Consider the following 12,626-nt stretch of genomic DNA (forward strand, 5'->3'; position numbering starts at 1 on the left):
CCCAGGGGTACGTCGAGCCGGACACCGACCCGCACGCCACAGACCATAGTCAACCCCCACCCGTTACCCGCGCCCGGCGGATCGGATCACACCCCGGCCCGATAAGCTGGCGATCCCATGTCCGAAGCCTCCGCTCCTCACGCCGCCGACCGCCGCGAACTCACCGCCGCGCAGCGCAACGCCGTCGCCGAACTGCTCCGGGTGTCCCCGGTCGCCGACGAGTTGGGCCGCCGCTTCGTCCGCGCCGGTCACGAGTTGCACCTGGTGGGCGGTTCGGTGCGGGATGCCCTGCTCGGTCGACTCGGCGACGACCTCGACTTCTGCACCGACGCGCACCCCGACGAGACCCTGCGGATCATCAAGGGCTGGGCCGAGTCGATCTGGGAGACCGGTCGCGAGTTCGGCACCATCGGCGCTCAGCGCGACGGCCTCCGGCTGGAGATCACCACCTTCCGCGCGGAGTCGTACGACCAGGTCAGCCGCAACCCGGTGGTGGTGTACGGCACCAGCCTCGACGAGGACCTGAAGCGGCGCGACTTCACGATCAACGCGATGGCGGTCAGCCTGCCCGACCACCGGTTCACCGACCCGCACGGCGGGCTGGACGACATCTCGGCCAAGGTGATCCGTACCCCGAGCACGCCGGGTGAGTCGTTCGGTGACGACCCGCTGCGGATGCTGCGGGCGGCCCGGTTTGCCGCGCAGCTGCGTTTCGCCGTGCACCCGGACGTGCACCTGGCGATGACCGAGATGGCCGCCGACCTGGACCGGATTACCGCCGAGCGGATCCGCGACGAGTTCACCAAGCTGCTCTGCGGCGCGGACCCGATCACCGGGCTGCGGCTGCTTGTCGACACCGGGTTGGCCGAGCGGTTCCTGCCGGAGCTGACCGGGCTGAAGCTGGAGATCGACGAGCACGCCCAGCACAAGGACGTCTACGAGCACACGTTGACGGTCGTCGAGAACGCGATCTCCTACGAGGAGGAGGGCTGCGACTTCATCCTGCGGATGGCCGCCCTCCTGCACGACGTGGGCAAGCCGGCGACGAAGGCGGTCGGGTCCGACGGCCGGGTCAGCTTCCACCACCACGAGGTGGTCGGCGCCCGGCTGACCAAGGCCCGGATGAAGGCGATGCGGTACCCGAAGGAGGTCACCGCGAAGGTGACCGCGCTGGTCGCGCTGCACCTGCGCTTCTACGGGTACGGGCGGGGCGAGTGGACCGACTCGGCGGTGCGCCGCTACGTCGCTGATGCCGGTGACCTGCTGCCCCGCCTGCACAAGCTGACCCGCTCGGACTGCACGACCCGCAACCGGCGCAAGGCCGCCCAGCTCGCGGCCGACTACGACGCGCTGGAGGATCGGATCGCCCGGATCGCGGCCGAGGAGGACCTGGCGCGGGTCCGACCCGACCTGGACGGCAACGCGATCATGGAGTTGCTCGGCGTACCGCCGGGGCCGGTGGTCGGGCGGGCGTGGAAGCACCTCAAGGAGCAGCGCCTCGAGCACGGCCCGCTGGATCGCGACGCCGCCGAGGCGGAGCTGCTGCGCTGGGCCCGCGCTGAGGGCCTGATCACCTAGGGCTTCGAGCCCTGCGAAGACGCCGACGGGCGCCACCCCCGAACCGGGAGTGGCGCCCGTCGCGTACACGGTCAGCGGGTCTCGACGGCCTTCCCGTCGACGGACGCGGTGCCGTTGCCGGCCGGAGTGGACGCCGAGCCGAGCCTCGCCAGCAGCCCGGGCAGGTCGATCCCGGTGAGGTCGCTGCCGAGTTGGAGGCCCTGGGCCACGTTGCCGGCCACCGACCTGGTGAGCGACGACGCGCCGTCGGTGGAGATGACTGTCATCTTGTCGATCGCCCCGATCGGCGCACTTGCCGCCTCGACGACCTGTGGCAGCACCTTGACCAGCAGGTCCAGCACGGCCGCCTCGCCGTACGCGGCGAACGCCTCGGCCTTGCGCGCCATCGCGTCCGCCTCGGCCTCACCCTTCGCGAGGATGGCCGCGGCCTCGGCCTGACCTTCCCGCTCCACCGCCTCGGCGATGGCGGAGCGCCGCCGCTGCTCGGCCTCACCCTCCTTGGCGCCTTCGATGGCGTTCGCCTCGGCGAGCGCGGCCCGCCGGGCCCGCTCACCCTCACCGGTGAGGCGGGCCTGTTCGGCGGAGGCCTGCGCGGCGGCGATGACGGACTGGCGTTGCGCGTCGGCGTGCAGCACTGCAGCGTTGCGGGACGCCTCGGCTTCCTGTTCCACCTTGTACCGGGCAGCGTCGGCCGGCTTGCGCACCTCGGTGTCGAGTTGGCGCTGCTTCAGTTCGGCGTTGCGCTCGGCCACCTTCTGCTGCTCGGAGAGGATCGCCTGGTCCCGCTCGGCCTGGGCGAGCGGTCCGGCCGCCGCGGACTTCGCCTTGGCCGCGTCGATCTCGGCCTGGATACCGGCCTGCTTGAGGGCCAGGTTGCGGTTCGCCTCGGCGATTGCCTCCTCGGCGAGCAGCCGCTCCTGTTCGGCCTGCTGCCGGGCCCGGGCCTCGGCGATCGCCGCGTCCTTGAGCACCCGGGCGGCCTCGGGTCGGCCCAGGTCCTGAAGGTAGGAACCTTCGGCGAGGATGTCCTGGAGCTGGAAGGTGTCCAGCACCAGACCCTGGTTGGTCATCGAGTGCTCGGCCTCCTCGGCGACCGCACTGGCGAACGCCGCCCGGTCCCGGATGACCTCCTCGACGGTGAGCCGACCGACGATCGACCGCAGGGCGCCGGCCAGCACCTCCCGGGTGAAGTTGTCGATCTCGTCCTGCTGGTGCAGGAACCGCTGTGCCGCGGCCCGGATCGCGTCCTCGGTGCCGCCGACCTTGACGATCGCCACGCCGTGCAGGTCGGCGCGGATGCCCTGCTTGCTCACCGCGCCCCGGATGCCGACGTCGATCCGCCGGCTGGACAGGTCGAGCGACTGGAGTTTCTGCACCACCGGCAGCACGAACACCGATGCGCCCAGCACGACCTTCTGCCCGGAGTTGTCGGTGGACCGCGCACCGTCGGCGGTCTGCGTGGTGCGGCCCTTGCGACCGGTGACGATGAACGCCTCGTTCGGGCCGGCCACCTTGATCCGGGAGAGCACGAAGAGCACCAGGATGAGCGCGAGGAGGACCGCGCCACCGACGGCGATGAGTAGGGCCATATGAGGAGTCCCGTCTACGAGGGGGAAGGTCAGTAGGTCTCTACGTGAACGCTGGTCTCGCTGAGCGCCTGCACGACGAAGACCTGGGCGCCGATCGGGATCGGCTGGTCCGCGCGGGCGCTGAGCTTGACCGGTTGGCCGGCGAGGCGAATGCGAACCTCGCCGTACCCGTTGGCCGGCACCGGGGTGACGACCAGGCCGAGCGCGCCGACCAGGTCGTCACGGGTGGGGGTGGGGTCGGTGCGCATGTTCCGCGCCGCCCGGCTCAGCCGGGACGCCAACCAGCCGGTGGGCACGGCCGCGAGCACGCCGCCGGCCACCGCCCCGACGACCATGCCAGGGGTACGCGCACCGAGCAGCTCGTTGACGATGGCCGCGCCGAACCCGAACGCCCCTGCGAAGCCGGCCACCGTCTCGACCGAGATCGGCCCGTCCACGTCGGCGTGCCCGAAGTGGAGCAGCTCGGTGCCGAGCAGGGCGAGCGCGAGCACGCCGATGCCTGCCCCGCCGATGATCAGAAAGATGAGCGTCCCCGTTGCCACGACCTGCACGGTATCGACGCCGCGCAACGCCGAACGGCCCACCGAGACGCGGAGATGATCTATCGATTCGGGCCGCCGAGGAGTGGCGTTCAGCCCGACGCTGGTAGCCGGGCCGGCGAAGGAGCCCGCACCGGGGAGAATGGGTGGATGCGTTGGACTGTGCTCGACTCGCCGATCGGTGAGTTCTCCGTCGCCACCGACGGCACGAGCGTGTGCGGGGCGCACTTCGGCCGGGTGGACGCGGCGGCCGACGAGCCCGGCGACGCGTTGTCCCGGACGGCCGTCGACGAGCTGCGGGCGTACTTCACCGGCGAGCTGACCGCGTTCACCGTCCCGGTGTCGGCGCCGCGCGGCTCCGACTTCGAGCGCGCCGTGTGGCGGGAGATGACCCGGATCCCGTACGGGGAGACGCTGACCTACGGCGAGGTGGCGAAGATCGTCGGTGATCCGGGAGCGGCCCGGGCGGTCGGGGTGGCCTGCAACCGCAACCCGGTCCCGGTGATCGTGCCCTGCCATCGGATCGTCGGCGCGGGCGGAAAGTTGGTCGGCTTCGGTGGGGGCCTGCCCCGCAAGGTCAAGCTGCTGGAGTTGGAGGCCGGGGTCGCGCTGCGGCACGCCTGGTCGGGAGCCTGACGGCCGGAGTGGCGGCCGCCGGTCGCGCCTCTGCCCTGGACGCATGAATTCGACCGATCGGTCGATGTGGATGATCCGTCACAACAGCGACGATCGATCGTCAATGCGTCAACAACCTCGGGGGACCCATGACTGAGAACCAGGACAAGACCGTCGACCGCCGCCGTCTGCTGCGCCGAGCCGGCACCGTCGCCGCCGGCGTCGCCGGTAGCACAGTGGTTGGCGCTGCCGTCGCCGGCCCGGCCCAGGCCGCACCCGGTGACCCGGTGCTTCAGGGCAGCGCCAACAGCGCTGGCGCCGCCACCACGACCCTCACCAGCACCGCAGCCGGGCCGACGCTGCGACTGGCGAACCCGGCCATCATCAGCGAGGACGGCCTGGCTCTTGCCCGGCCGTCGCTGCAGCTGGCGCCGAGTGGCGACTACCTGCACCAGGATTCCCAGCCCGGCTCGGTCGGCATGGACAACTACGGCAACCTCCAGGTGGTCGCCGGGCAGTACAACGGCGAGGCCCTCGTCGATTACGTGCACACCAGCGGCAATTCGAACCGGATCGTGCCGATCATCCCGCAGCGGGTCATCGACACCCGCTCGGCCGCGGGGCGTGAGCGGATCGTCAACCCCTCGTCGACCACCCTGGACAGCACCGGTCGTCTGCGCGAGGGGCAGACCATCCACCTCGACCTGACGGACTTCGTCTTCTTCGGTGACGCGGTGTTCGGCAACATCACAGTGACGACCACCGCCGCCCCGGGTTTCGCGCGGGTCTTCCCGTACGGCGCCGGGGCGGGCAGCGTCTCGACGATCAACTTCCAGGCCAACCAGTCGCTGTCGAACGCGTTCATGTCCGGCATCGGCTTCGACGCGGACTACATCTCCGTCTTCGCGAACAAGACCACCCACGTCATCCTCGACGTGGTGGCGTTCGTGATCGGTATCGGCGCCGTCAACCCGGCGTACCTGCCGTTCTCGTCGGGCGCGCGTACCGCCGAGGCGCTCGCCGACCGTACGGCGCGGCGTGCCACCAAGGCGAAGCAGGAGTCGCCGAGCTGGAAGTGAGCCGGTCGCCGTACCCATCGGCGAGGCACTGAACGCGACGAAGGGCCGGGTCCGTACGGACCCGGCCCTTCGACCTGCTTGCTATGTCAGCGCGTCAGCGCGTGACCTCACCGGCGATGAACTCCTCGACGGCCTGGTGGGCGTCGTGGTCGGCGTACTGCACCGGCGGGGACTTCATGAAGTACGACGAGGCCGACAGGATCGGGCCGCCGATCTTCCGGTCCAGGGCGATCTTCGCGGCCCGGACCGCGTCGATGATGACGCCGGCCGAGTTCGGAGAGTCCCACACCTCGAGCTTGAGCTCGGCGTTGAGGGGGGTGTCGCCGAACGAGCGGCCCTCCAGGCGGATGTACGCCCACTTGCGGTCGTCCAGCCACGGCACGTGGTCCGACGGGCCGATGTGCACGTCGCTCTTGCTCATCTCGTGCGGAATCTGCGAGGTGACCGACTGGGTCTTCGAGATCTTCTTCGAGACCAGCCGCTTACGCTCCAGCATGTTCATGAAGTCCATGTTGCCGCCGAAGTTGAGCTGGTACGTGCGCAGCAGCTCGACGCCGCGGTCCTCGAAGAGCTTCGCGAGGGCGCGGTGCACGATGGTGGCGCCGACCTGGCTCTTGATGTCGTCACCGACGATCGGCAGGCCCGCGTCCTCGAACTTCTTGGCCCACTCGGGGTCGGAGGCGATGAAGACCGGCAAGGCGTTGACGAACGCGCAGCCGGCGTCGATCGCCGCCTGGGCGTAGAACTTGGCGGCCTGCTCGGAACCGACCGGCAGGTAGCAGACGACGACGTCGACCTGCGCGTCGCGCAGCGCCTGCGCCACGTCGACCGGGGTGGCGTCCGACTCCTCGACGATCTCGCGGTAGTACTGGCCCAGACCGTCGAAGGTCGGACCGCGCTGCACGCTCACGCCGGTCGGCGGCACGTCGCAGAGCTTGATGGTGTTGTTCTCGCTGGCGACGATCGCCTCCGCGAGGTCCATGCCCACCTTCTTGGCGTCCACGTCGAATGCCGCGACGAACTCCACGGCGTTGACGTGGTAGTCGCCGAAGGCGACGTGCATGAGACCCGGGACGCGGTCGTTCGGGTTGGCGTTCCGGTAGTACTCGACGCCCTGAACCAGGGACGAGGCGCAGTTACCCACACCGACGATGGCGACGCGGACGGAGCCCATAGCGTCTGCCTCCTTCTTTTCTGTCACGGCCGCTCATTCCTGGTCTCTCCAGGCGGAGGCGGGCTGTTGTCTTCTCGTCGGCCGCCGGCTGTCCCGGTGTTCGGGACCGTCGGGGCTCGGCCGGAGCGCTCGTTGGCGATGAGCTCCTCCAGCCAGCGGACCTCGCGCTCACAGGCATCAAGGCCGTGGCGCTGCAGTTCCAGCGTGTAAGCGTCGAGGCGCTCGGCCGCCCGGCCCAGCACGTCACGAAGCCCTTCGCGACGCTCCTCGATCTTGCGGCGGCGACCCTCCAGAATGCGTAGTCGGGTCGCCTGGTCGGTCCGGGCGAAGAACGCGAAGTGCACCCCGAAGCCCGTGTCGTCGTACGTCTCGGGCCCCGCCTGTGCGATCAGCTGGGCGAAGCGTTCCTTGCCTTCCGCGGTGATTTTGTAGACCACCCGACCTCGTCGGCTGGTCAGCGCGGGAACCTCCTCGGCAGTGGCGGGTGTCTCAGCAGCTTCGGTGATCCATCCCGCCGCCTGAAGCCTGCGTAGCGTGGGATAGAGCGAGCCGTAGCTGATCGCCGCCCGGATCGCGCCGAGTTTGGCGGTCAACTCCTTGCGCAGCTCGTAGCCGTGCATCGGAGACTCCTGCAGGAGGCCGAGGATGGCGAACTCGAGCACTGGCCACCCTCTCTTTACCCTCCGGCGTGGAGTGGTAACCGCCGCGATGTATCGGACCGATACATCGCACGTTAGCGGGTCGCGCGGGCCAGGGCAAACCCCCGTTCCGAGGTGCTTCCGTCACGGATCGTGAGCGTGGTCGCCTGCTCGGGCCGGACCGCGTACCCTTCTCCGCATGCGTACGCAGCGCCAGGTCGTCGACTACTCGCTTCAGAAGCGAGCAGTGCTGCGTGAGCTCCTGGCCGGCCGAGTCGGCACGTACGACGTCTGCGACGCGTCGCCGTACCTGAAGAACGCCGCTCGGTTCCACGGCGAGCCGACCGACCGGCGCTGCCCGATCTGCCGGAGCGAAAACCTGACCCTCGTCCACTACATTTACGGTGACGAGCTCAAGCAGTCCGCCGGCCAGGCCCGGACACTTACCGAGTTGCCCGTGCTGGCGATGACGCTGCGTGAGTTTCAGGTGTTCGTGGTGGAGGTGTGCCTCGGTTGTGACTGGAACCATCTCGTCGAGCAGTACCTGCTCGGCCGGGACGGGCTGACCGGCGACAGCGACGGCACGAGCGAACAGGACGCGGCGGGCGCCGAAGGCACCAGCCGGCGGAGGCGAGAGGCGCAACGGTGATCTCAGCTGGTTGTACCGGCCCCGGGGCCGCAGGTGAAACCCGGGACGGTCGACCGCTTGTTGGTCCGATTGGCCCGATTGATACGGCAATGACCCTGGTCGGCTGGCACCCCCGTGCCAGCGCCCCGGGTGAAGCAACTCACGGCAACCCGGTGGCGGCGCAGCCGCGCCCCACCGCGACCGGCAGGGTGTGAGGAATGAACTCGTACGGCGATCCCAGTTCTGCGCGCGGACGGACCCAGCACATGGGTCCAGACGGTGACCCCGGACCGGGCGCGGACGACGCGTACCGCAGACCCGGCGGCAACTCTGGCGGAAGCGGCTGGTCAGCCTCGGAAGGCGGCACGGCAACTCCGGGCCGCGCCTCGGTGACCCCGCGGGCGGCCGGTGGTCGCGCCACGGTCGGCGGCTCGGCCTCGGTGCCGCCGCGTGGCGCTGCGGCCGCCGGGTCCGCCTCGGTGGGTTCGGCAGCGGCCGGCCGGCCCGGCCGGGCCTCGGTTCCGGTGTCGCCAGCACCGGGTGTGGCCGCCGGCCGCGCCGGCGCCGGTCGGGCCTCCGTCCCGGTTTCCCCGGCGCCGGGCGCACCGGCTGGTCGTGCCTCTGTCGGTGCCGCCGCAGTCGGTGCGGCCTCGGTCGGCACCGCCTCGGCGGGCCGGGCCAGCGTCGGCTCCGCATCGGTCGGTGGCCGCGCCGCGGTCGCGCGGGCGAGCGTCTCACCGGTCTCCGGTGGTCCGGGCGGCCCTGGGGGGCCTAACGGGCCGGGCGGTCCCGGTCGGGGCGGCCGTGGTCCGGGCGACTCGGGCGCCGCCGCGGCGCGGGCGAAGAAGCGCAAGCGGATGAACCTGCTGATCGCCGGGTTCGCCGTCTTCATCATGCTCGCCGGCATCGGCGTGGTCGGGTTCACCTACTACTCGACAAGTGTGGTGCTTCCGGACGAGATCACTCCGCCGCAGGCGACCACCCTGTACGCCTTCGACAACAAGACGATCATCGCCAAGGTGGGCGATCAGAACCGAACCCTGGTCACCATCGACCAGATTCCCGAGTACGTGCAGAACGCGGTGGCCGCAGCCGAGGACCGGAACTTCTACCGGCACTCCGGTGTGGACTACAAGGGCATTGCCCGTGCCGGCTGGAACAACCTCTCCGGCGGCGACAAGCAGGGTGCCTCCACCATCACCCAGCAGTACGCCCGCAACGCCTATGACAACCTGAAGGACGACACGTACGCCCGGAAGGTGAAGGAGGCGATCTTCGCCTCCAAGCTCAACGACGAGTACACGAAGCCAGAGATCATGCAGCACTACCTCAACGTGATCTACTTCGGCCGGGGTGCCTACGGCATCGAGGCCGCGGCGCAGACCTACTTCGGCAAGTCGGTGGGCAAGCTCAATCCGGCTGAGGGCGCGGTGCTCGCGGCCCTGATCAAGCAGCCGGAACCCAGCTCCACCCACCAGGGGTACGACCCGGCGATCAACCTGACCGCGGCCCAGGATCGCTGGAACTACGTGATCGAGGGCATGGTCAAGGAGGGCTGGCTCGGTGTGCCCGGCAAGGAGCCGCGGCCGGCCGCGTACCCGACGAAGACCCTCAAGGCCCCGAAGAAGGGCGGCATCGGCGTCGACTTCGGCGTCGACACCCCGTACGGCAATGTCATCAACTACGTCCGGCAAGAGATGCGGGACAGGGGCATCTGCGTCGAGAAGGACACGGAGGTGACAGACGCCAAGCCACTGTGCTCCCAGGCGCTGATGGCCGGCGGTTACCGGATCCGTACCACCGTCGACACCAAGATGCAGGCGGCGGCGGTCGCGACGGCCCAGCGCAAGTCCAAGGGCTCCGAGTTGGCCGGTGAGCGGAGCAACATGATGGCCGCGGTGGTGTCGATCGACCCCACAAATGGTCGGGTCGTCGCGTACTACGGCGGTGACAACGGCACCGGCACCGACTATGCCGGCAAGAACACCGACTCCACCGGGGCGATCAGCGGCGGTCACTCGCCCGGTTCAAGCTTCAAGATCTACACCCTCGCGGCCGCGCTCAAGGAGAAGAAGTCACTCGAGTCTCGGTGGAAGGGCAAGGCATTCAAGCCGGAAGGCACCTTCAAGGTCAGCAACGCGGGCGACGACAACCCCGACTGCGGTAACTCCTGCACGCTGCGGGTGTCCACGCTCAAGTCCCTGAACGTGCCGTTCTACTACGTCACCGAGGAGATCGGCGCGGACAAGGTCGTGGACATGGCCAAGAAGGCGGGCGTCACCACCATGTGGCGCACGGACACCAACCCGGCGAAGGCCTACGACCTGACCAAGACCGACCCGAAGGACATCACGCCGGAGCCGTTCTTCAACGTGGTCGGCTACGGCCAGTACCCGATCACGGTGCTGGACCACGCCAACGGCGTCGCCACCTTCGCCAACGGCGGCGTCTACAACAAGGCGCACTTCCTCTACTCGGTGGAGAAGCAGAACCCGAACACCGGTAAGTGGGACAAGGTCTACAGCGAGAAGCTCGACTCGCAGCGCAGAATCGACAGGAGCGTCGTGGACGACGTGACGTCGGTGCTGAAGGACTACCCGGCCGCCGTCAACCACCGGCTCGATGACGGCCGCAAGGCGGCCTCCAAGACCGGCACCTGGGAACTCAAGGACGGCAGCGAGGACAACGGCGACGCCTGGATGATCGGTTACACGCCACAGTTGGCCACCGCGGTGTGGGTGGGCAACGTGCGGGACCGGAAGCCACTCATTCTCAAGGACGGCCGTAAGGTCAGCGGTGGAAACCTCCCGGGCGAAATCTGGGAGCGGTTCATGAACGAGGCGCTGAAGGGCAAGCCCAAGCTCGACTTCCCGCCGGCGGCGAACATCGGCGACAAGGACTCCGGAAACGGTGAACCGCCTCCGCCTCCGCCCCCGCCGCCACCACCGACCAACCCGGGGGGGCAGGGCCCTCCCTGTAACCCGCTGATCGACCTGTTCTGCCAAAACGGGGGCGGCAACCCTGGGGGCAACCCCGGCGGTAACCCCGGTGGTGGCAACCCCGGCGGCAATCCCGGTGGCGGCGGAAACGGTGGTGCTGGCGGCGGACTGCTGCCCAGCCTGCCACCCAACCGGGAGTGACCCGCGCCAACGCATGACGCCGCCGCCGGCCGGACGACCTGTCCGGCCGGCGGCGGCGTTTTCGTACCCGGAACTCCGCGCCGGGACGGGACGGGCAGCCCTGTCGTACGGCAGGATGCCTCTTCATGAGCACCCAGTCGACGCCCGGCATCGACGACGCCGGAACCACCGATCACCCGTCCCGCTCCGACGGGTTCGTCCGCGGCATCTCCAGCGTCATCGGCGGGCCGCTGGGCGACCACGCGACCGCGCTGGACCGGCCGGCCGGTCGGGAGCGTCGCTTCTGGACCGCCGTGCGGATCGTGCTGGCGTTGGCGTGCCTCACGCTCGCGTTGCACTGGGTGCAGAAGTCGCCCTGCCAGGACGGCGCCTGGCAGAACAACGTCCAGTACACCCGGTTCTGCTACACCGATGTCCTTGCCCTCTACTACGCCGAAGGTCTCAACGAGGGCAAGGTGCCCTACCGCGACCACCCGGTCGAGTACCCGGTGCTGACCGGCTACTTCATGGGGGCGCTGGGCCTGCCGGTGCACGCCATCGGCGACGGCGACCCCAGCATCAACCAGGGCCAGTGGTTCTACAACCTCAATGCGCTGGTGCTGAGCGCGCTCGCAGTCGCCACGGTGGCGGTGATCCTGGCGTTGCGCCGACGACGACCCTGGGACGCCGCGCTGTTCGCACTCGCCCCGGCGCTGGTGCTCACCGCCACCGTCAACTGGGACCTGCTCGCCATCGGGCTGGCCGCCTTCGGCCTGCTGGCCTGGGCCCGTAAACGACCGGCGGTGGCCGGCGTGCTGCTCGGGTTGGCCGGCGCGGCGAAGCTCTGGCCGCTGTTCCTGCTCGGGCCGATCCTCATTCTGGCGCTGCGGGCCGACCGGGTTCGTGCAGCGCTCGTCGCCATCGGCACGGCGATCGCGGCAGTGGTGCTGGTGAACCTGCCGGCCGCGCGGGCGTACCCGGAGAACTGGGACCGGTTCTTCGAGCTGAACACCACCCGGCCGATCGACTGGGGCACGCTCTGGTACATCGGGCGCTACCTGGACGGCAAGGTCGGCAACGACCCCGCCAAGCTGGGCCCGTTCGAGTGGCTGAACGCCAACATCCCGACCCTCAACACCCTCTCGTACGCGCTGTTCGGGCTGGCCTGCCTCGGCGTGGCCGTGCTGGCGCTGCGGGCGCCGCGCCGACCGCGGCTGGCCCAGCTCGGCTTCCTGGTGGTGGCGGCGTTCCTCATCTTCAGCAAGGTCTGGTCGCAGCAGTTCGTGCTCTGGCTGCTCCCCCTGGTGGTGCTGGCCCGGCCGAAGTGGGGCGCGTTCCTGGCCTGGCAGATCGCCGAGGTCTGCTACTTCGTCGCCTTCTACGGGGAACTGCTCGGCGCGGCAACCAGCAAGCCGGTCTTCCCGGAGGGCGTGTTCGTGCTGGCCGCAACGTTGCGACTGGCCACTGTGGTGGTGCTCTGCGTGTTCGTCGTCAAGGAGATCCTGCACCCCGAGCAGGACGCTGTGCGGGCCACCTACGCGGACGACCCGGACGGCGGGGTTCTCGACGGCGCACCCGACGCCCCCTGGATAGACCGATGGCGCCGCCCCGCAAGAAGCGAGCCCTCGGTGGAACCCATCACCACCTGACCCCTTGGGCCGAACGCG

General features: G+C 69.6%; 10 protein-coding genes. 6 read left to right on the plus strand and 4 right to left on the minus strand.

Going from position 1 to position 12,626, the window contains the following annotated elements:
• The first annotated feature begins 117 nt into the window (after positions 1-117).
• Complete coding sequence (locus tag OH804_RS28240; protein ID WP_196920353.1) at positions 118-1,578, plus strand: CCA tRNA nucleotidyltransferase; 1,461 nt, start codon at positions 118-120, stop codon at positions 1,576-1,578.
• A gap of 71 nt (positions 1,579-1,649) precedes the next feature.
• On the opposite strand, the gene OH804_RS28245 is transcribed toward OH804_RS28240, so the two are convergent.
• Positions 1,650-3,167 carry a flotillin family protein gene (locus OH804_RS28245; RefSeq protein ID WP_196920352.1) on the minus strand — a complete coding sequence of 506 codons (1,518 nt, stop codon included), beginning with the start codon at positions 3,165-3,167 and terminating at the stop codon, positions 1,650-1,652.
• A 29-nt stretch (positions 3,168-3,196) separates the two neighbouring features.
• Positions 3,197-3,718, minus strand: coding sequence for an NfeD family protein (locus OH804_RS28250; protein ID WP_307788552.1), 522 nt, complete (start codon positions 3,716-3,718; stop codon positions 3,197-3,199).
• Positions 3,719-3,856: 138 nt separating this feature from the next.
• On the opposite strand from OH804_RS28250, the gene OH804_RS28255 reads away from it, so the two are divergent.
• Entirely contained in the window at positions 3,857-4,342 is a 486-nt protein-coding gene (locus tag OH804_RS28255; RefSeq protein ID WP_406060588.1) for a methylated-DNA--[protein]-cysteine S-methyltransferase, read from the plus strand.
• 128 nt (positions 4,343-4,470) lie between these two features.
• The gene (locus OH804_RS28260; RefSeq protein ID WP_406060590.1) at positions 4,471-5,400 is read left to right on the plus strand and encodes a hypothetical protein; all 930 of its coding nucleotides are present in this window, start codon (positions 4,471-4,473) and stop codon (positions 5,398-5,400) included.
• A 94-nt stretch (positions 5,401-5,494) separates the two neighbouring features.
• On the opposite strand, the gene OH804_RS28265 is transcribed toward OH804_RS28260, so the two are convergent.
• The gene (locus OH804_RS28265) at positions 5,495-6,574 is read right to left on the minus strand and encodes an inositol-3-phosphate synthase (RefSeq protein WP_091396616.1); all 1,080 of its coding nucleotides are present in this window, start codon (positions 6,572-6,574) and stop codon (positions 5,495-5,497) included.
• Positions 6,575-6,597: 23 nt separating this feature from the next.
• A complete protein-coding gene (locus OH804_RS28270; RefSeq protein WP_196920348.1) occupies positions 6,598-7,236 on the minus strand; it encodes a PadR family transcriptional regulator in 639 nt (212 codons plus the stop codon).
• Between the two features lie 175 nt (positions 7,237-7,411).
• Between OH804_RS28270 and OH804_RS28275 the strand changes: the two genes are divergently transcribed.
• The 3 genes from OH804_RS28275 (at position 7,412) to OH804_RS28285 (ending at position 12,608) form a co-directional block, all read left to right on the plus strand.
• On the plus strand, positions 7,412-7,861 hold the full coding sequence (locus tag OH804_RS28275; protein ID WP_406060592.1) for a DUF5318 domain-containing protein: 450 nt from the start codon (positions 7,412-7,414) through the stop codon (positions 7,859-7,861).
• Positions 7,862-8,058: 197 nt separating this feature from the next.
• The gene (locus tag OH804_RS28280) at positions 8,059-10,980 is read left to right on the plus strand and encodes a transglycosylase domain-containing protein (protein WP_406060594.1); all 2,922 of its coding nucleotides are present in this window, start codon (positions 8,059-8,061) and stop codon (positions 10,978-10,980) included.
• Between the two features lie 125 nt (positions 10,981-11,105).
• Entirely contained in the window at positions 11,106-12,608 is a 1,503-nt protein-coding gene (locus tag OH804_RS28285) for a glycosyltransferase family 87 protein (protein ID WP_406060596.1), read from the plus strand.
• Positions 12,609-12,626 lie beyond the last annotated feature (18 nt).

The organism is Micromonospora sp. NBC_00860, assembly GCF_045207375.1.
In the GTDB taxonomy this organism is placed as follows: domain Bacteria; phylum Actinomycetota; class Actinomycetes; order Mycobacteriales; family Micromonosporaceae; genus Micromonospora; species Micromonospora vinacea.